An 18,687-nucleotide genomic window follows, 5' to 3' on the forward strand; every position below is an offset into this window, starting at 1 on the left:
CGCATCGCCCCGTTCTACATCAAGAACGAGTACGGGGTCCCCGACGTGGCGCAGCGCGTCCACTGGGACTCCGCCTGGGCGCAGGCCATCGGCACGCCCCGCGCCTACGACTACGGCGTGCTGCGCGAGTGCTGGGCGCACCACTACCTGACCGACTGGGCGGGCGACGACGCGTGGGTCGTCTCCCAGCACGACGAGATCCGCAAGTTCAACTACCAGGGCGACACGCACTTCCTGTCCGGCGAGGTCACCGGCAAGACGGTCGCCGAGGACGGCCGGTGCCTGGTCGACATCGCGTTCAAGGGCACCAACCAGCGCGGCGAGGACACGGTCAAGGGCACCGCGGTCGTGGTGCTGCCGAGCCGCGAGCACGGGCCCGCGCTGCTCCCCGAGGTCCCGGCCGAGCTGCAGCGCAAGGCGGTCGAGATGATGTCCCGGCACGGGGAGCTGCTCCGCGAGGGGCGGCGGTGACCACTCCGGACGGTGCGGCGGCGGACGGTGCGGCCGCGGACGGTGTCACCGCGGACGGGGTGCGGTGCGAGGTCACGGGCGGCGTGCTGCGCGTGACCCTCGCCCGTCCGGACAGGGCCAACGCGCTGCGCGGCCAGGACATGGGCGTCCTGCTGCGCGCGCTGGAGGACGCCGCCGCGGGCGGCGCCGTCCGGGCCGTGCTCCTGCGCGGCGAGGGCCGGAACTTCTGCGGCGGCGCCGACCTGGTCGCCGCCAACGCGCAGGGCGGGGAACGCCCGCCGCTGGGCGCGATGATCCGGAACCTGTCCGCGACGGCGCACCGGCTCGTCCGGACCCTGTGGGACCTGCCGGTGCCGTCGGTCGCCGCCGTCCAGGGGCGCGCGGCCGGGCTCGGCCTGCATGTGGCGCTCGCCTGCGACTTCGTGGTGGCCGCCGACACGGCCGCGTTCAGCGAGCCGTTCGCGCAGCGCGGTTTCACCGCCGACAGCGGCGGGACGTTCCTGCTGCCGCGGCTGATCGGGGTCGCGCGGGCCAAGCAGATGCTCATCCGGGGCGCGGTCGTGCCGGCTCCGCGGGCCCTGGAGTGGGGCCTCATCGGCGAGGTGGTGCCGGTGGACGAGCTGGCGACCGCCGCCGGGGAGCTCGCCGCGGAGCTGGCCGCCGGGCCGACCCTCGTGCACGGCCTCACCAAGGCGCTGGTCTCCGAGCACCTCACCGCCGACCTGCCGCGGGCGCTGGACGCCGAGGCGCGCACGGTCGAGCTCAGCCTGCGCGGCGAGGACTTCAAGGAGGGCGTCCGGGCGTTCCTCGGGCGCCGCGCCCCGGTCTTCACCGGACGCTGACTGCACCGACGCCGACTTCACCGACGCCGACTTCACCGGACGCTGACAAGGAAGGACGCCGTGGAGATCGCATTCACCCCCGAGCAGGAGGAGCTGCGCGCGGTGCTGCGCGGCTTCCTGGCCGAGCACGCCGACCGGCGGCGGCTGCTCGACTCCGGGAGCCCGCACGACGCGGAGCTGTGGCGGAGGATGGCCACCGGGATCGCAGTCCAGGGCCTCGCCGTCCCCGAGGAGTACGGCGGGTCGGGGTTCGGCGCGGCCGAGATGTGCGTGGTGTTCGAGGAACTGGGCGGGGCGCTCGCGGCGGGGGCGCTGCTGGCCACCGCCGGCCTCGCCGTCCCGGCGCTGCTCGCCTGCGGCGACGAGGAGATCAAGGCTGAGCACCTGCCGGGGATCGCGGACGGCTCCACCATCGCGACCCTGGCCCTGGTGGAGGCCGACGGCTCCTGGGACGCGGAGGCGGCGCGGACCACCGCGAAGGAGGGCGCCGACGGGTTCGCCATCGACGGCACCAAGTACTTCGTCCTGGACGGGGCCGCAGCCGATCTGATTCTCGTCACCGCCGACACCGGCGCCGGGACGGCCCTGTTCGCGGTCTCCGGCACCGCGCCGGGCCTGACCCGCCGCGCCCACGAGGCGGTCGACCCGACCCGGGAGATGGCCCGGCTCGACTTCGCGTCCGTCCCCGCCCGGCTGGTGTCGCGTGACCCGGCCGTCACCGGGACGGCCCTCGACCACGCGCGGATCGCCCTCGCCGCGGAGCAGGCAGGGGGAGCGCGGTGGTGCCTGGACGCCGCCGTCGGGTACGCGAAGACGCGGCACCAGTTCGACCGGCCGATCGGCGAGTTCCAGGCGATCAAGCACCGCTGCGCCGACATGATGGTCGCCGTGGAGGCGGCGCGATCGGCGGCGTACGCGGCCGCCCTGACCCCGCACCCGGACCCGGCCGGGCTCGCGGTGGCCGCGGCGAGCGCGCAGATCTGCTGCTCGCGCGCCTACACCGAGGTCGCCGCCGGCGCCGTCCAGATCCACGGCGGCATCGGGTTCACCTGGGAGCACGACGTACACCTGTACTACAAGCGCGCCAAGACCGACGAGGTGCTGTTCGGCACGCCGGACTGGCACCGCGACCGCCTCGCCCGGCTCAGCGGGATCACGGAGGAGGGCACCGATGGCCACTGACGACGCGACCGGCGACGAAGCGTTCCGCGCGTCCGTGCGCGCGTTCCTGAAGGAGCACGCCCCGGGCAGGCCGCCAAGGGGGGCGGCGGAGCGGCTGGCCTTCGCCAAGGCGTGGGCCGCCACCAAGTTCGACCACGGCTTCGCGGGACCGTCGTGGCCCCGGGAGCACGGCGGCATGGACCTGCCGTTCCCGCGGCAGGTCATCTACAACGAGGAGATGGCCAGGGTGCGGGTTCCCGCGCACCCCGGGACCGGGTGGGACATGGTCGGGCCCACGGTCATCAAGTACGGCACTCCCGAGCAGCAGGCCGCGTACCTGCGGCCGACGCTGCGCGCCGACATCGTCTGGGCGCAGGGGTTCTCCGAACCGGACGCCGGGTCGGACCTGCCCGGCCTGCGCACCACGGCGCGCCGCGACGGCGACCACTACGTGGTGACCGGCCAGAAGGTGTGGAACACCAACGCCGACAAGGCCGACATGCTCTTCGTCCTCGTCCGCACCGGGACGCGGGAGTCGCGGCAGAAGGGCATCAGCTACCTGCTGGTCGACGCACGCGCCCCCGGCGTCACCGTCCGGCCCATCCGCGACATGACCGGCCGCGAGCACTTCTGCGAGATCTTCTTCGACGAGGTGCGGGTCCCGGTGGCCGACCGGGTGGGGGAGGAGAACGAGGGGTGGCGCATCGCGCGCACCACGCTCGGCCACGAGCGCTCGGCGGGCGCCCTCACCCAGGCCGCGTTCTACCGGCGGATCGTGGACGAGCTGATCGCCCTGGCCCGCGAGCGCGGCGCCGTCGCCGACCCCGGCGTCCGCCGCCGGCTGGCGGACTTCGACGTGCGGGTCCGGGTGATGAACGTGCACGCCGCCCGCACGATCGCGTCCATCATCGCCACCGGCGAGCCCGGCCCGACGTCCTCGGTGTCGCGCCTCTACAACAGCGTCTTCGAGCAGGAGCTGCACGAGTTCGCCGTCGACCTGCTCGGCCCGTTCGGGCTGCTCGGGCGCGGCGACCCGGACACGGTGCAGCGCGGCCGGTGGACGACGGGCTGGCTGGCCACCCGCGCGTCCACCATCGGCGCCGGCACGGCCGAGATCCACCGCAACACCATCGCCGAGCAGGTGCTGGGCCTGCCGCGCGACCCCGCCATGCCACCGAGGTAGGGAGCCCCATGCCGGAGGAACCACCCATGAACGGAACCGGACGATGAGCGAGGACGCCGCCCGGCAGGTCGACTCGGGGACGCCGACCGTCCTCGGCCGGGTCGCCGGCGGGGTCGGGGTGATCGAGCTGAACCGGCCCGAGCGCCGCAACGCCCTGCACCCCGAGATGTACGACGCGATCCCCCGGCTGATCGAGCTCTACGACGCCGACGACGAGGTCGGCTGCGTGCTGGTCACCGCGGCCGGCACCGCGTTCTGCGCGGGCGGGGACGTCCGCGCGGGGACGGGACGGCGCCCGGAGGGCGCCGGCGAGGCGGAGACGCTCACCCACCTGGCCCGCATGGTGGTCATGCTCAGGGAGAGCCCGAAGATCTCCGTCGCCGCGCTGCCCGGCCCCGCCGTCGGCGCCGGGATCGGGCTGGCGCTGGCCGCGGACCTGCGCATCGCCGCGTCCTCCGCCACGTTCGTGAACGGCTGGTCCCGGCTGGCGTTCAGCGGCGACTTCGGCGGCCCGTGGGCGCTGACCCGGATCCTCGGGCCCGCCCGTGCGCTGGAGTTCCTGATCGGCGGCGGCCCCGTCGACGCCGCTGCGGCGGAGCGGCTGGGCCTGGTCAACCGGGTGGTGCCGGACGCGGAACTGCCCGGCGCCGCCCTCGCCTGGGCCCGCGGGATCGCCGCCGGCCCCCGTACCGCGCACGCGCTGGTCAAGGAGAACGTGCGGGACGCGCAGGCACTGGACCTGCGCGAAGCGCTGCCGCGCGAGAGCGAGCGGATGGTCCGCTCGGGCCGTTCGGAGGAGCACCGTGCGGCCGTCCGGCGCTGGCTCGCCGAGCGCGGGCGCTGACCCGGCGGACCGCCGCCATCGAAGGGAAGGGAAGCGGATGAAGATCGATGCCAACCTGGGCGCCGACCTGGCCGGGGCACCGGCCGCGGCCGCGAAGCTGGAGCAGGACGGCTACGCGGGCGTCTGGGTCGCCGAGGCGGGGAGCGACCCCTTCCTGCCGAGCCTGCAGGCGATCACGGCCACCGGCTCGGTGACCGTCGGGACCTCGGTGGCGATCGCGTTCGCCCGCAATCCGATGACGCTGGCGACGGTGGGGTACGACCTCGCGCGGGCCTCGGGCGGGCGGTTCGTGCTCGGCCTCGGGTCGCAGGTCAGGGCGCACATCGAGCGGCGGTACTCGATGCCGTGGTCGCGCCCGGCGGCGCGGATGCGCGAGCTGGTGCTGGCGATGCGCGCGATCTGGGCCTCCTGGGAGGACGGTGCGAAGCTCGACTTCCAGGGCGACTTCTACACCCACACGCTGATGACGCCGTTCTTCGCCCAGCAGCCGCACCCGCACGGGCCGCCGCCGGTCCACCTCGCCGGGGTGGGGCGGCTGATGACCGAGGTCGCCGGCGAGGTCGCCGACGGGTTCTTCGTGCACCCGTTCACCACCGGGCGCTACCTCCGCGAGGTCACGCTGCCCGCCCTGCGGCGCGGGCGGGAGAAGGCCGGCCGGGAGGGGCTGGACGGGTTCGCCGTGTGCGGATCGCAGATGGTGATCACCGGGGACACCGAGGAGGAGACGGCCAAGGCGGCGCGGGGCACCAAGCGGCAGATCGCCTTCTACGCGTCCACCCCGGCCTACCGGCCGGTGCTCGACCTGCACGGGCTCGGCGACCTGCAGCCGGAGCTGACCGCCCTGTCCAAGCAGGGCCGGTGGCGGGAGATGACCGACATGATCACCGACGACGTCGTGCGCGAGTTCGCGGTGACCGGCGCGCCGGACGAGATCGCCCCGGCGATCCAGGCCGAGGTGGGCGACGTCTACGACCGCGTCACCCTCTACACCCCGTACCGCGTCGACCCCGCGTCGTTCGCCCCGCACCTCCGCGGCCGGGACGAGGCCCGATGAACCACCCGTGGGACCGCCCGCTGGGCGTCTGGTACCTCGCCGAGCACCACCCCGACCTGCCGGCGGTCGCCCGGTGCCCGGCCGGTGAGTCGCTCACGTTCGCGGAGCTGGCGGCGCGGGCGCACCGCCGCGTCCACGCGCTGCGCGCACGCGGTGTCGGCCGCGGCGACGTGGTCGGCATGGCACTGCCCAACGACGTGGACATCCTCGTCTGGCAGCTGGCGGCCGCGGAGGCGGGCTGGCGGTACGTCACCCTGAACCCCGGTTCCCCCGCCGCGGAGGTCGCGTCGATCGCCGAGCACGCCGGCATGAAGGCGCTGGTCGTCCACGCGGACTACGCGGAGCGCGCGGGCGCGGTCACCGGCGTGCCGGTCCGCGTCTCCGTGGGCGGCCGCATCGACGGCTTCGTCCCGCAGGAGGACGCGCTGCACGGGCACCCGGTCACCGCGCCGCCGGACCGCGCCGCCGGGGCGCCGCTCGTGTACACCTCCGGCACGACCGGCCGCCCCAAGGGGATCTGGCGGGACATGCCGGACGTCGCCCCCGACGTGATGGCGGACGCGATGAAGTCGTTCGCGCACGCCTTCCGGTTCCGGCCGCTGGAGGGCGCGCACCTGGTGTCGGCCGGCATGTTCCACGGCGGCTGCCAGGTCTTCTACCTCTCGGCGCTGCACGTCGGCCAGCCGCTGGTCATCATGGGGGCGTTCGACGCCGCGGAGACGCTGCGGCTGATCCAGGAGCACCGGATCACCACCGGCTACATGGTGCCGACGCAGTTCGCGCGGCTGCTGCGGCTGCCGGAGGACGTGAAGGGCGGCTTCGACGTCTCCAGCCTGGAGTCGATCGTCCACTCGGCGGCGCCCTGCCCGGCGGAGCTGAAGAAGCGGATGCTGGACTGGTGGGGCCCGGTGATCTGGGAGACCTACGGCGGCACCGAGGGCGCCGCGACCATCGCCAAGCCGCACCACTGGCTCGCCAAGCCCGGCACGGTGGGCCGCCCGATCCGGGGCATGACGGTCAAGATCCTGGACGACGACGGCAACGAGCTGCCGCCCGGCCGGGTGGGCGCGGTCTACCTGGACGGCGGCGGGCGCGGGTTCCGCTACCACCGCGACCCCGGCCAGACCGCCGAGGTCTTCCGCGGGACGGCGTTCACCCTCGGCGACGCGGGCCACCTCGACGAGGACGGCTTCCTGTTCATCGTCGACCGCATCAAGGACATGATCATCACGGGCGGGGTCAACGTCTACCCGGCCGAGGTCGAGGCCGTGCTCGCCGCGCATCCGGCCGTGCTCGACAGCGCGGTGGTCGGCGTGCCCGACCCCGAATGGGGGGAGCAGGTGCGGGCGCTCGTGCAGCTCTCACCCGGCCGCGCCCCCTCCGCCGAGCTCGCCGCGGAGCTGATCGCGTACTGCCGGGAGCGGCTGGCGGGCCAGAAATGCCCCCGCGCGGTCGAGTTCCGGGAGGAGTTGCCGCGCACCGAGACCGGCAAGCTGCTCAAGCGCCTGCTCCGCGACGAGCTCAGCGGCAGAGACGCGGGCTGACCGTCCCGGCGCCCGCCGCCCCCGGGAGGCGGCGGGCGCCGGGCGCGGCGCGTCAGCGCGGGGCGAACCGCTGGCCCGCGTCGAGACGCAGGCACTGGCCGTTGAGCATGGGGTTGTCCACGATGGCGAGGGCGAACTTGGCGTACTCCTCGGGACGGCCCATCCGCTTGGGGAACGCGGCGTCCTTCGTGAGCGCCTGCGCGAACTCGTCGGGGATGCCCTGGGTGATGCCGGTCGCGAAGAGGCTCGGCGCGATCGCCAGGACGCGGATGCCCAGCGAACCCAGGTCGCGGGCCATGGTCAGGCACATCCCGGCGATCCCGGCCTTGGCCGCGGTGTAGGCGACCTGGCCGATCTGCCCCTCGAACGCGGCGATCGACGAGGTGTTGATGATCACCCCGCGCTCCTCGTCCTCGGGCTCGTTGCGGCTCATGTGCTGGGCGGCCAGCCGGGAGATGTTGAACGAGGCGACGACGTTCAGGTCGAGGACGCGGCGGAACTCGTCCAGGTCGTGCGGCCCCTGCTTGCTCAGCGTGCGCTGCGCGATGCCGCCGCCCGCCGTGGTGACGACGACGTGCAGCGCGCCGAGGCCGGCGACGGCCGCGTCGACGGCCTGCCCGGTGCCGCCGAAGTCGGTGACGTCCACCGCGTGGAACGTCCCGCCCAGCGCCTTCGCGACCTCCTCGCCGTCCGAACCGGGCCGGTCCAGGATCGCGACGGCCGCGCCGCGCGCCGCCATCAGCTCCGCGGTGGCCCGGCCCATGCCGGACGCGCCGCCCACCACGATCGCCTTCTTGCCGCTGATCTCCACGCTCTCTCCCTCCACCGGCCCCCGACCGAGTTAACTAGGTCAATCTAGTAGATCGGCCGGTGGTCATCCCGGGCCGGGCGGGTTCACCGGAGCGTCCACTTCCTGGTGGGGACGGCGGACCGGTCGACCTGCGCGGTCCCGATCGGGTTGCCGATGTGCGTGTACAGCATTCCGGACCGCAGCGCCTCCGTCCTGGTGGAGTCCAGCGACTCCCACACCGCCCGGACTGTGCCCTGCACGGCCGCGGGCGGCTTGGCGGCGATGATCCGCGCCAGCTCCTCGCCCCGCGCCCACAGCTCCTCGCGCGGCAGCACCTCGCTGACCAGCCCGATCTCGTGCGCCCGCCGCGCGGACATGCGCTCGTCCAGGCCGAGCAGCGCGATCCGCATCACCTCGCCGACCGGGATCCTGCGGGCCAGCCCGATCGGCTCCAGCGCGGCGGTCAGCCCGTAGCTGACGTGCGGGTCGAAGAACGTCGCGTCGTCCGAGGCGATGACGATGTCGGACTCGTTGATCCAGTAGAACGCCCCGCCCGCCGCGATCCCGTGCACGCAGCACACGACGGGCTTCCAGACCCGGTTGAGCTTGGGGGACAGCCGGTCGCCCGGGTCCTCCTCCGACCAGACGTTGTCCGGCCGCTCGAACCCCTGCTTGACGTCCGCCCCGGAGCTGAAGGCCCGGTCGCCCGCCGCGCGCAGCAGGACGACGTGCACGTCGTCGTCCTCCCGCACCCGCGCCCAGATCTCGGAGAACTCGTCGAGCATCGCCTCGTTGAAGCTGTTCATGGCCTCGGGCCGGTTCAGCGTGATCGTGGCGACATGGTCGGCGACCTCGTAGGTCACCGTGGTGAAGGCCATCGGTCCTCCCGGCGAAGATCCGCAGTCAGTAGATTCAAGCGCGCCGGGGCCGCCGGGGGAAGGGCGGGGGCTAGTCGACGGCCAGCGCCTTCTCGCGCCGCGCCTCCTCCTCGCTCACCGCCGTCCCGCGGCGCACCGCGTACCGCAGCATCGGCGGCGCCATCAGCGACGTCCCGACCGCGACCAGGACGATGACCGTGTACATCTCCATGGTCAGCACGCCGAGCCGCAGCCCGACCATCGCGATGATCATCTGGATGACGCCGCGGGCGTTCAGCCCGGCGCCGAGGGCAAGCGCGTCCCAGTGGTCGCACTTGGAGGCGCGCGCCCCGAGGTATCCGCCGGCCAGCTTGCCGGTGACGGCGACCAGCAGCATGAGGCCCGCCGCGCCCAGCACCACGGGGTCGCCCAGCGCGGTGAGGTCCATCCGCAGCCCGGCCGTGGCGAAGAAGAGCGGGGCGAGCACCGACAGGACGAACGTCCGCAGCGGGGCGAGCCGCTCGCGGTCGACCCACCGCGACGAGCCGATGAGGATGCCGGCGTAGAACGCGCCGAGCACCCCCTCCATGCCCGCCGCCTGGGTCCCCGCCGCTGCCAGCATCACGATCAGGACCGCCACCGCGACGCCGACGCCCGGGTCCGCCGACCGGGCGGACAGCCGCAGCAGCACGCCCACGGCGGGCCGGCCGACGAGCCAGGCGAACAGCAGGACGCCGGCCAGGCAGCCGACCGCCAGCGTCACCTCGCCGGCCCTGATCCCGGTGGTGGCCATCGCCGACACCACCGACAGCAGCAGCCAGCCGATGACGTCGTCGACCGCCGCCGCCGCGATGATCATCTGGCCGATGTCCCGGTGCAGCAGCCGCATGTCGAGCAGCGTCTTGGCGATGACCGGGACCGCACTGACGCACATCGCCACGCCGATGAACCAGGCGAAGACGGCCCGGTCGGCGCCCTCGGCGAGCAGCGAGGCGGGCAGCAGGAACCCGACGGCCACGCCGAGCGCCAGCGGGACGAGCGCGCCGCCGACGCTCACCCGGGCCGCCGCGGCTCCCTTGCGCCGTACCAGGCCCATGTCGACGTTCATCCCGGTGACGCCCACCAGCAGCAGTACGCCGAACTGCCCCACCGAGTCGAGGAGGTGCATCTGGCCGGGCGCGTCCGGCAGCAGCCAGCCGGACACGCCGGGCGCCACCTGGGCGAGCAGCGACGGCCCCAGCAGCACCCCGGCCGACAGCTCCCCGGCGATCGCCGGCATCCCCAGCCGCCGCGCCAGCCGTCCCAGCACCACCGCGAGACCCAGCAGCAGGCCGATCTGCAGCAGCAGGAGCAGGGTCTGGTGGGCGCTGACCGGGGCGGTCGGAGGTGCCGCTACGAGCATCCGGTCCTCCGCGCGCCCGCCGCCCGCCGCACCGGGGCGCTCAGCTTCCGGGGTGGACCGGGCACTCGTAGCTCGGCTCGAAGTCGTCGAACAGCCGCCACGCCTTCTCCTCGCGCAGCCGCTGGAAGAACCGGTTGTCGCCCGACCAGAAGTCGCCGTTGAGCGCGCGCACGAGCCAGAAGTGCTCGATGGACTCGCTGGTGTCGAACGGCCCGCCGGACGTGGCCTGGAGCCTCTCCTGGATGCCCCACCACCCCGCTCCGGCGAGGCGCTGGCCGCCGTGGCGCGGCGTCACCCGCAGTTCCCGGCCCTCCGATACGTACCTGTTGTCGTACACGGCGCGGATGAGCCGGTAGTACGTCTCGTAGCCGGTCTTGAAGAAGTTCTGGTAGCGCAGCGCCACCTCCTTCTCGTCGGCCTCCCCGGCCAGCACCCGGGCGCTCTCCTCGGCCGCCCGGCGGCCCGTCGTGAGGGCGAGCAGCACGCCGCCGGAGAAGACCGGGTCGGTGAAGCAGCCGGCGTCGCCGACGATGAAGTAGCCGGGACCGGCGAGGGTGTCGCAGTGGTACTCGAAGTTGTTCTCGCCGGTGAGGTCGCGGGCGACCGTCGTGCCCTCGATGCGCTGGGAGATCCGCGGGATCCGCTTGAGGTTCCGGCTGAACACCTCCTCGGGCACCGACTTGCGCAGGATCTCCGCCGGGACCAGGCAGCCGACGCTGATGACGCCGGGCCGGATCGGGATGGCCCAGAACCAGCCGTCCTCGTACAGCCCGAGCTGGATGTCGCCCTCGGTGGCCGGGTTGTTGCGCTCGTCCAGGCCCTCGTAGTGCCGGAAGATCGCCGCCATCTTCAGGTCGTCGTCGGTCTTGCGCAGGCCCATCCCCCTGGCGATCACGCCCGTCCGGCCGCTCGCGTCGATGACGAAGCTCGCGGTGGCGTCGTGCTCCTCGCCGTCGCGGGTGTACCGGACGCCGGAGATCCGCTCGCCGGCGAAGAGCAGCTTCCGGACGCGGGCCTTCTGGAGCACGGTCACGCCCGGCGTCTCCGCCGCGGCGTCGAGGAGGATCTTGTCGAAGTGGGCGCGCTCCACGTGGAAGGTCCAGCCGCGCCTGCCCTCCCCGACCTTGCCCAGGTCGAGGCGCCGGAACGTGCCTTCGGTCCCGGTCAGCTCGATGCCCCGCTTGACGACGAAGCCGCCTTCGGCGACCCGGTCCAGCAGCCCCATCTGCTCCAGCACGTCCGTGGTGTAGGTCAGCAACGACTCACCGATGTGGAAGCGCGGCATCTCCTCCCGCTCCAGCAGGAGCACCGAGTGGCCTTTGCGGGCGAGCGTCATCGCGTACGAGGACCCGCTGGGCCCCCCGCCGATCACAATCGCGTCGTAATCGCTACTGCGAGCCTCGGACACGGATTTCTCCTTCATGCTCGAACGGATCCCCACGCGGAATCTTCGTCCCGGAGACATCCGGCGCGGGGCACGGTGACCCGGCCATTCATTTCAGGGCTCGTCGTGAATGGCCACGGCACGCGGAGCCATTTCTGATAGGCGTGGGCGTACCGGAAACCAGGATCCGGATCCGCTTATGGGAAGTCAACGCGGGCGGCGACGGCGTTCGACTGCGGTGCTTTCCCGGTTGAACGCCATGAGAGCATCGGGCCATGCCGGAGCAGGTGAATCGACTGGCGGGGCCACGTATGCGGAGTGCTGCTGCCCGGCAGCGGCAAATCTTCAGTTGAACGCACTCGGCGTGTTCTACTGTGGCCTTTCTGCCTGCACGGGTGTCTGCCTGAACGGGCCGACTGGTCACCATGCCCAAGGAGTTCAATCGTGCTCACGTTGACCGATACCGCCGTCGAAGCCATCCGCATCCTGACGGACAAGCCGGATGTCCCGCCGGATTCCGGGCTGCGCATCGTGCACCACGACTCGGCCGGCGGGCTCGAACTGTCCATCGCGCCCGGTCCGGACGCGGGGGACGAGGTCATCGAGACCGGCGGGGTGCGGGTGTTCCTGCAGACCACCGCCGCCGAGATGCTCGGCGGCCGCGCCCTGAACGCGGAGATCGCCGAGGACGACGTGATCTTCCGTATCGCGAGCGCGCCGGAGAACGGGCGGTAGCGCGCGGATTCCGGCGCGCCGGGGACGGGCGTCCATGTTTCGATCGCTGAGATCGGTCAACTGAACAGGATGGCCGCGTTCGGGCTGGGGCAGGGCCGCGAGCCAAGGCTGCACGCCTTCGCGCGACGCCTCGGCCGTCGACGAGCACGAACGGTGGAGTACCGATGCCGACGAGCAAGAAGAAGACCGACAAGAACTCCGGCTCCGGACCGAAGCTGCTCTCCGGTGGGAATCCGCAGATCCCCAAAGGCGAGGGCGACAAGCCGGTACAGGAGTACGTCAAGGCAATGCCCGGCTGGAAGGGCAAGGTGGGGAAGCGGATCGATCGCCTGGTCTCGAAGACCGTCCCCGACGTGCACAAGGCCGTGAAGTGGAACCAGCCGTTCTACGGCAACGAAGGCGACGGCTGGTTCCTCTCGTTCCGGTGCTACACGAAGTACGTGCAGGTCCAGTTCCTCAACGGCACCTCGCTCGATCCCATGCCGCCCAAGGAGTCCAAGCACCCCGGCATGCGCTACCTGGACGTCCACGAAGGCGACGACCTGGACGAGGGCCAACTCGTCTCCTGGTTCGAGCAGGCGAGCAAGCATCCCGGTGCGACGCTCTAGCGACGGGCTCTAGCCGGCACCGCGAGCCAGGGCCGCGCCGGGCGACGCTCTCGAAGCGCCGGTCGCGGCCCTGGAGCGTGTCAGGCCCCACGCACACTGCGGATCCGGCGCGCGTACCGGACGCGCCCGACCGTGTGCCAGACCAGGCGCGCCGGGAGGGGGAGCCCTCCGAGCACGTGCGCCCGCTCCCGCGGGTCCGCGTCCTCCAGGACCGCACCGAGGAAGAACAGCTGCTTGTCCCTGGGCGTGTGGGTGGTGAAGTGCTCGGACAGCTTGGCCCACTCGCTGACGCTCACATGCCGCTCCACCAAGGGCAGGATGTTCTGCTCCTCGTCGTCCAGGTGCTCGGTGAGGAGTCCCACGTGCTCCATCAGCAGCTCGCTCAGCGCGTCGCGTGACTCCTCGTCCGCGTGCTCGGCCCAGGCCGGCGCCAGCCTCGTCATGCGCTCCATGCCCGCGGCGAGCCGCTCGTGCTGCTGCTCCATGCGCCGGACGACGTCCGCCTCGAGCTCGACGCGGGCCAGCAGCAGCGGCCACAGCAGCTCGTCCTCGGCCGAATGGTGCAGGTGCAGGGCGAGCAGGTAGTCGCTCAGGTGGGCGGCGAGCACCCGGGCCCGGCCGGTGTCCCCGGGCCGCACGCCCGGCACCTGGGCGGCCAGCACCCGTGACTCGCGCCGGGAGACGCGGTGGGTGACGACCATCTCGTGGGTGTTGGGACGCTGGCGGGACGCAGTGGCCATCGACGGCTCCTCGTGGCTGGTAATGCTCCTACGCGCCGATCGTCGGCGACCGTCCTCGGAACCGGCTTGTAAGCCGCTTGGAGAGCGGGGAGAGCGCGGGCCACGCGTCCGGTGCTCTCTAGCGACTTTCCATCGGCCCTTGAAAGCGTGCGCCCAGAGTCGTCCGCGTAACGACGACTGGGGAGGTGCGCTTGACTGACGTGCTGACGGCTCGATCGGTGGATCTGCCCGAGTGGGTGATCTGCTCGGGATGCCGCGCGCTGGCCTACGGCAAGCGGTTCAGGCGCGATCTTCTCGTCTGCCCCGAGTGCGGCCGCCACGAGCGGATGACCTCGGACGAGCGGATCGCCGCCCTGCTGGACGAGGGGTCCGCCGAGCGGCTCGACTTCCCCGTCGCCACCGGTGATCCGCTGGGGTTCGTCGACTCGAAGCCCTACGCGGCCCGGCTGAGCGAGGCGCAGGCCGCCACCGGAATGAAGGAGGCGGTGGCCTGCGTCCGCGGCGCGATCGGCGGGAATCCGGTCGTCGCCGCCGTGATGGACTTCCGCTTCCTCGGCGGAAGCCTGGGCACGGCGGTCGGGGAGCTGATCACCCGGACGGCCGAACTCGCCCTCGCGGAGCGGACGCCGCTCCTCGTCGTGACGGCGTCGGGCGGGGCGCGCATGCAGGAGGGCGCGCTGGCGCTGATGCAGATGGCGAAGACGAGCCAGGCGTTCCGCGAACTGGACGAGGCGGGCATCCTCACCGTCTCGCTGATCACCGACCCGACCTACGGCGGGGTCGCGGCCTCGTTCGCCACCCTGGCCGACGTCATCGTCGCCGAGCCGGGGGCGCGCATGGGGTTCGCCGGGCCGCGCGTGATCGAGCAGACGATACGGCAGTCCCTGCCGGAGGGCTTCCAGACGGCGGAGTTCCTGGCGGAGCGGGGACTGGTGGACACCGTCGTGCCGCGGCACGGGCTCCGGTCCGCGCTGGCGCGGCTGCTGTCCGCCGGTGCCCGGCGTCCGGCCGCCCCGCACGCGGCCGGCGGGCGCGAGGGGCCGGGCGCGCCGCTGGTCACCGATCCGCGCGACCTGCCCGCCGGGGAGACCTGGGAGGCGGTGCGCCTGGCGAGGGCGCTGGACCGGCCCACGGCCCGCGACTACATCCAGTGGATCGCCGACGACTTCGTGGAACTGCACGGCGACCGCCTCGGCGGCGACTGCCGGGCGATCACCGGGGGACTGGCCCGGCTGGACGGCGCCCCCATCATGATCATCGGCCATCAGAAGGGCCACACCGCGAAGGAGCTGGCGCGCGCCGGCTTCGGCATGCCGACACCCGCGGGGTACCGGAAGGCGGCCCGGCTCATGCGGCTGGCCGCGAAGCTCGGCGTCCCGGTGGTCACCCTCGTGGACACGCCGGGCGCCCATCCCGGGATCGAGGCGGAGGCCGAGGGCCAGGCCGCGGCGATCGCCGACAGCCTGCGGCTCATGACCGGCCTGCCGGTCCCGGTCGTCTCGGTGGTCACCGGGGAGGGCGGCAGCGGCGGCGCCCTGGCGCTCGCGGTGGCCAACAAGGTCCTCGCCTTCTCGAACGCGATCTACTCGGTGATCAGCCCGGAAGGGTGCGCGGCCATCCTGTGGCGCGACTCGGGCGCCGCTCCGCAGGCGGCGCGGGAGCTCCGCGTCGACGCCCGGTCGCTGCTGCGGCTCGGCATCGTCGACGCGGTCGTCCCGGAGCCCGGCGGCGGTGCCCAAGGCGACCCCGGCGCGGCGGCCGCGCGCCTCAAGGCGGCGATCACCGCGGGCCTGGACGAGCTGTCGGCGCTCGGCCCGGCCTGCCTCGTGGAGACCCGCCGGGTGCGGTTCCGCCGCTTCCAGGCCCTCGGTTAGGAGACATCGGTGACCAGTGAACAGGCCGAGCGGAACGGCGTCCTCGACGACGTCTGCGACCACGCGGCACGGCTCATCTCGGCGGCCGACCCGCGGCTGCACAGGCTCGCGATACGGACGGGGGACGTCGCGGTCGAGCTGGAATGGTCGCCGGCCGCGGCCCCGGCGGCGCCCGCGGCCGAACCGCCGGGCGCCCTCGCGGCACCCGCCGAGCACGGGCTCGCCGGACCCGAGCCCTGCGAGGCGGCGGGCCGGGACGCCCTGCACCACGTCTGCGCCGAGATGGTCGGGACGTTCTACACCGCCCCGGAGCCGGGCGCCGAGCCGTTCGTCGCCGTGGGCGACGAGGTCCGGGCGGGGCAGCAGATCGCCATCCTGGAGGTCATGAAGCTGATGACCCCCGTCGGAGCCGACCGCGCGGGCCGGGTGGTCGAGGTGCTGGTCCCGGACGGCACGTCCGTGGAGTTCGGGACGGGCCTGATCGCGCTCGACACGTCCGTGCAGGCCGTCGGCACTCCCGGTTGACGCCATGTTCCACAAGGTTCTGGTCGCGAACAGGGGCGAGATCGCGCTCCGGGTGGTCCGCGCCTGCCGGGAGCTGGGGATCAGGAGCGTCGCCGTCTACTCCTCGGCCGACGAGGACTCGCTCGCGGTCGCCGGCGCCGACGAGGCCGTCCGGATCGGACCCGAGCATCCCCGGCGCAGCTACCTGAGCATCCCCGCGATCATGGAGGCGGCCGCGCTGTCCGGTGCCGACGCGGTGCACCCGGGATACGGCTTCCTCTCCGAGGAACCCGACTTCCCCGAGGTCTGCGAGAAGGCCGGCATCACGTTCATCGGGCCGCCCCACGACGTGCTCGCCCGGCTCGGCGACAAGTCGAGGGCGCGGGAGCTCATGGCGGACTGCGGGCTGCCCCTGCTGCCGGGCACCCTGCACCCGCTGCGGGACCTGGGCGAGGCCCAGCGGACGGCGGACCGGATCGGCTACCCGCTGATCATCAAGGCGGCGATGGGCGGCGGGGGCCGGGGGATGCGGATCGCCCGCTGCCCCGCGGACCTGCCCGGCGCGTTCCGGCAGGCGTGCGCGGACGCCCATTCCTTCTTCGGCGACGGGCGCGTCTACGCCGAGCGCCTCGTCCAGGACGCGCGGCACGTCGAGGTGCAGGTGCTCTGCGACGCGTACGGCGAGGTCGTGTGCCTGGGCGAGCGGGACTGCACCGTCCAGCGGAGGAACCAGAAGCTCATCGAGGAGACGCCGGCCCCCGGACTGCCGCACGAGCTGGTCGAGGAGATACGCCGCGCGGCGGTGACCGGCGCGCGCGCCGCGCGGTACGTGGGCGCGGGCACCTTCGAGTTCCTCGTGGACCGCGACCGGCGGTTCTACTTCATGGAGGTCAACAACCGGATCCAGGTGGAGCACCCGGTCACCGAGGTGGCCACGCGGATCGACATGGTGCACGAGCAGATCCGCGTCGCGGCGGGGGAGCGGCTCGGCCTCGGCCCGGCCGACGTCGCGCCGCACGGCGCCGTGATCGAGTGCCGGGTCAACGCGGAGGACCCGGACCGGGGCTTCGTCCCCGCGCCGGGCCGCCTGACGGAGTTCCTGCCTCCGGGCGGCCCCTTCGTCCGGGTGGACACCCACTGCTTCCCCGGCATGCGCATCTCGGGGGCGTACGACTCGCTGCTCGCCAAGGTGATCGTGTGGGCGCCCACCAGGCCGGAGGCCATCGCCCGGATGCGCCGGGCGCTCGCCGAGTTCCGGATCGACGGCGCCGGCGTCCGCACGACGGTGCCGTTCCTGCTCCGGGCGCTGGACCACCCCCGGTTCCGGGACGCCGCGCACACCACGGATTTCGCCGCCGGCCTGCTCGACGCGGATCGTTGAGCGCCGCTCCAACCGCGGTTGAGCGCGGGCCCGGATGCTGAACGGGACATCGAACGGCGGGAAAACGGCCCATCGGGAAAAGGCGGAGGGGGACGGGCGTGATGAAGGGGATCATCCTCGCGGGCGGCTCCGGCACCAGGCTGTACCCGATAACCCGGGTCATTTCCAAGCAGCTGCTGCCGGTCGGTGACAAGCCGATGATCTACTACCCCCTCTCGGTGCTGATGCTCACCGGGATCAGGGACGTGCTGATCATTTCGACCGCGGAAGACGTCCCGCGGTACCGGCGGCTGCTCGGCGACGGGACGGATCTCGGAATGAATTTCTCCTACGCGGTGCAGGACGAGCCCAAAGGCATCGCGGAGGCGCTCATCATCGCGGCCGGCCACATCGGGAACGAGCCGGTCGCGCTCGTCCTCGGCGACAACATCTTCCACGGGCACCTGCTCGCCGAGCTCCTGCGCGAGCAGGCGCGGAACGTCGACGGCTGCGTGCTCTTCGGCTATCCGGTCGAGGACCCGGAGCGTTTCGGGATCGCGGAGACCGACGCCGGCGGCCGGCTGCTCTCCATCGAGGAGAAGCCCGCCCGGCCGCGCTCGAACCGGGCGGTCACCGGGCTCTACCTCTACGACAACGACGCCGTGGAGATCGCGCGGAACCTGCGCCCGTCGCCGCGCGGCGAGCTCGAGATAACCGACGTGAACCGCGCCTACCTGGAGCAGGGCAGGGCGAGGCTCGTGGAGCTCACCCGCGGCTTCGCCTGGCTGGACACCGGGACGCCCGAAGCGCTGCTGGCCGCCAGCCAGTACGTGCTGACCCTGGAGGAGCGGCAGGGGCTGCACGTCGCCTGTGTCGAGGAGATCGCCCTCCGGATGGGGTTCATCGACGCCGAGACCTGCCACCGGCTCGGGGCCGGGCTGGCCTCGTCGCGATACGGCCAGTACGTCATGACCGTGGCGTGCGCTGAGAAAGCCGACCGAAAGGAGACGGCATTGAAAGAGCTGACGATCGAGGACCTGAAGCAGATCATGCGCGCGTGCGCGGGTGAGGACGAGTCCGTGGACCACGGCGGCGACATCCTCGACACGTCGTTCATGGACCTCGGGTACGACTCGCTCGCGCTGCTGGAGGCGACGGCCGTCATCAAGCGCGAATACGAGGTCGAACTGAACGACGAGGACGCCGATGTGGTGGAGACACCGCGAACATTCCTCGACAAGGTGAACGGCATGCTCGTCGGCCGGCAGGCCCTCGGCACATGACGTAGGCACCCGCGCCCTTCTCCGCGGCAGGGGGGGGGCGGCCGGGAGGGC

At 72.9% G+C, this 18,687-nt stretch carries 18 protein-coding genes and 1 pseudogene; 14 read left to right on the top strand and 5 right to left on the bottom strand.

What is annotated here, in order from left to right:
- The 7 genes from IEZ03_RS38090 to IEZ03_RS22630 all read left to right on the top strand — a co-directional run.
- Positions 1-471 (top strand): hotdog family protein (locus IEZ03_RS38090; RefSeq protein WP_229808495.1); only part of this gene is annotated, 471 nt, incomplete at its 5' end.
- Positions 468-1,313 (top strand): enoyl-CoA hydratase-related protein, encoded by an 846-nt coding sequence (locus tag IEZ03_RS22605; RefSeq protein ID WP_221480782.1) that lies wholly within the window; start codon positions 468-470, stop codon positions 1,311-1,313. The genes IEZ03_RS38090 and IEZ03_RS22605, both read left to right, overlap by 4 nt.
- Before the next feature lie 60 nt (positions 1,314-1,373).
- On the top strand, positions 1,374-2,495 hold the full coding sequence (locus IEZ03_RS22610; protein WP_184885773.1) for an acyl-CoA dehydrogenase family protein: 1,122 nt from the start codon (positions 1,374-1,376) through the stop codon (positions 2,493-2,495).
- Positions 2,485-3,657, top strand: a complete 1,173-nt coding sequence (locus IEZ03_RS22615; protein ID WP_184885771.1) for an acyl-CoA dehydrogenase family protein — start codon at positions 2,485-2,487, stop codon at positions 3,655-3,657. Before IEZ03_RS22610 ends, IEZ03_RS22615 begins: the two co-directional genes overlap by 11 nt.
- A gap of 43 nt (positions 3,658-3,700) precedes the next feature.
- Positions 3,701-4,501: an enoyl-CoA hydratase/isomerase family protein gene (locus IEZ03_RS22620; RefSeq protein ID WP_184885769.1), complete on the top strand. Its 801-nt coding sequence runs from the start codon at positions 3,701-3,703 to the stop codon at positions 4,499-4,501.
- A 37-nt stretch (positions 4,502-4,538) separates the two neighbouring features.
- Entirely contained in the window at positions 4,539-5,555 is a 1,017-nt protein-coding gene (locus IEZ03_RS22625) for a TIGR03617 family F420-dependent LLM class oxidoreductase (protein ID WP_184885767.1), read from the top strand.
- Positions 5,552-7,099, top strand: coding sequence for an AMP-binding protein (locus tag IEZ03_RS22630; RefSeq protein ID WP_184885765.1), 1,548 nt, complete (start codon positions 5,552-5,554; stop codon positions 7,097-7,099). Before IEZ03_RS22625 ends, IEZ03_RS22630 begins: the two co-directional genes overlap by 4 nt.
- A gap of 52 nt (positions 7,100-7,151) precedes the next feature.
- Here the strand turns inward: IEZ03_RS22630 and IEZ03_RS22635 are convergent, their stop codons facing one another.
- From IEZ03_RS22635 to IEZ03_RS22650, 4 genes are all read right to left on the bottom strand, one after another.
- Entirely contained in the window at positions 7,152-7,910 is a 759-nt protein-coding gene (locus IEZ03_RS22635) for an SDR family NAD(P)-dependent oxidoreductase (RefSeq protein ID WP_184885763.1), read from the bottom strand.
- Positions 7,911-7,993: 83 nt separating this feature from the next.
- Positions 7,994-8,767 carry an enoyl-CoA hydratase/isomerase family protein gene (locus IEZ03_RS22640; RefSeq protein ID WP_184885761.1) on the bottom strand — a complete coding sequence of 258 codons (774 nt, stop codon included), beginning with the start codon at positions 8,765-8,767 and terminating at the stop codon, positions 7,994-7,996.
- Between the two features lie 70 nt (positions 8,768-8,837).
- Positions 8,838-10,148, bottom strand: coding sequence for a cation:proton antiporter (locus tag IEZ03_RS22645; protein ID WP_184885759.1), 1,311 nt, complete (start codon positions 10,146-10,148; stop codon positions 8,838-8,840).
- 40 nt (positions 10,149-10,188) lie between these two features.
- Positions 10,189-11,556, bottom strand: coding sequence for an NAD(P)/FAD-dependent oxidoreductase (locus IEZ03_RS22650; protein WP_184885757.1), 1,368 nt, complete (start codon positions 11,554-11,556; stop codon positions 10,189-10,191).
- Between the two features lie 420 nt (positions 11,557-11,976).
- Here IEZ03_RS22650 and IEZ03_RS22655 point away from each other — a divergent pair, with 420 nt between their 5' ends.
- Positions 11,977-12,267 carry an iron-sulfur cluster assembly accessory protein gene (locus IEZ03_RS22655; RefSeq protein ID WP_184885755.1) on the top strand — a complete coding sequence of 97 codons (291 nt, stop codon included), beginning with the start codon at positions 11,977-11,979 and terminating at the stop codon, positions 12,265-12,267.
- Between the two features lie 164 nt (positions 12,268-12,431).
- The gene (locus IEZ03_RS22660; RefSeq protein ID WP_184885753.1) at positions 12,432-12,875 is read left to right on the top strand and encodes a DUF1801 domain-containing protein; all 444 of its coding nucleotides are present in this window, start codon (positions 12,432-12,434) and stop codon (positions 12,873-12,875) included.
- Between the two features lie 80 nt (positions 12,876-12,955).
- Here IEZ03_RS22660 and IEZ03_RS22665 read toward each other — a convergent pair whose 3' ends face one another.
- Entirely contained in the window at positions 12,956-13,615 is a 660-nt protein-coding gene (locus tag IEZ03_RS22665; RefSeq protein ID WP_184885751.1) for a hemerythrin domain-containing protein, read from the bottom strand.
- 185 nt (positions 13,616-13,800) lie between these two features.
- On the opposite strand from IEZ03_RS22665, the gene accD reads away from it, so the two are divergent.
- From accD to IEZ03_RS38095, 5 genes and pseudogenes are all read left to right on the top strand, one after another.
- Positions 13,801-15,489 carry an acetyl-CoA carboxylase, carboxyltransferase subunit beta gene (accD, locus tag IEZ03_RS22670; protein ID WP_184885749.1) on the top strand — a complete coding sequence of 563 codons (1,689 nt, stop codon included), beginning with the start codon at positions 13,801-13,803 and terminating at the stop codon, positions 15,487-15,489.
- A gap of 9 nt (positions 15,490-15,498) precedes the next feature.
- On the top strand, positions 15,499-16,014 hold the full coding sequence (locus IEZ03_RS22675; RefSeq protein WP_184885747.1) for an acetyl-CoA carboxylase biotin carboxyl carrier protein: 516 nt from the start codon (positions 15,499-15,501) through the stop codon (positions 16,012-16,014).
- Between the two features lie 4 nt (positions 16,015-16,018).
- Positions 16,019-17,374, top strand: coding sequence for an acetyl-CoA carboxylase biotin carboxylase subunit (locus tag IEZ03_RS22680; protein WP_184885745.1), 1,356 nt, complete (start codon positions 16,019-16,021; stop codon positions 17,372-17,374).
- Between the two features lie 101 nt (positions 17,375-17,475).
- Positions 17,476-18,333: pseudogene (rfbA, locus tag IEZ03_RS22685) on the top strand (glucose-1-phosphate thymidylyltransferase RfbA); the annotation flags it as partial.
- A gap of 69 nt (positions 18,334-18,402) precedes the next feature.
- The gene (locus IEZ03_RS38095; protein ID WP_268248554.1) at positions 18,403-18,636 is read left to right on the top strand and encodes an acyl carrier protein; all 234 of its coding nucleotides are present in this window, start codon (positions 18,403-18,405) and stop codon (positions 18,634-18,636) included.
- Positions 18,637-18,687: the final 51 nt, after the last annotated feature.

This window comes from Actinomadura livida, from assembly GCF_014648675.1.
In the GTDB taxonomy this organism is placed as follows: Bacteria; Actinomycetota; Actinomycetes; order Streptosporangiales; family Streptosporangiaceae; genus Spirillospora; species Spirillospora livida.

Coding starts and splice junctions, on each gene's coding strand:
- IEZ03_RS22625 (WP_184885767.1), top strand. CDS start 4,539: ATGAAGATCGATGCCAACCTGGGCGCCGACCTGGCCGGGGCACCGGCC.
- IEZ03_RS22660 (WP_184885753.1), top strand. CDS start 12,432: ATGCCGACGAGCAAGAAGAAGACCGACAAGAACTCCGGCTCCGGACCG.
- IEZ03_RS22665 (WP_184885751.1), bottom strand. CDS start 13,615: ATGGCCACTGCGTCCCGCCAGCGTCCCAACACCCACGAGATGGTCGTC.
- IEZ03_RS22645 (WP_184885759.1), bottom strand. CDS start 10,148: ATGCTCGTAGCGGCACCTCCGACCGCCCCGGTCAGCGCCCACCAGACC.
- IEZ03_RS38095 (WP_268248554.1), top strand. CDS start 18,403: ATGCGCGCGTGCGCGGGTGAGGACGAGTCCGTGGACCACGGCGGCGAC.
- IEZ03_RS22640 (WP_184885761.1), bottom strand. CDS start 8,767: ATGGCCTTCACCACGGTGACCTACGAGGTCGCCGACCATGTCGCCACG.
- IEZ03_RS22630 (WP_184885765.1), top strand. CDS start 5,552: ATGAACCACCCGTGGGACCGCCCGCTGGGCGTCTGGTACCTCGCCGAG.
- IEZ03_RS22680 (WP_184885745.1), top strand. CDS start 16,019: ATGTTCCACAAGGTTCTGGTCGCGAACAGGGGCGAGATCGCGCTCCGG.
- IEZ03_RS22615 (WP_184885771.1), top strand. CDS start 2,485: ATGGCCACTGACGACGCGACCGGCGACGAAGCGTTCCGCGCGTCCGTG.
- IEZ03_RS22620 (WP_184885769.1), top strand. CDS start 3,701: ATGAGCGAGGACGCCGCCCGGCAGGTCGACTCGGGGACGCCGACCGTC.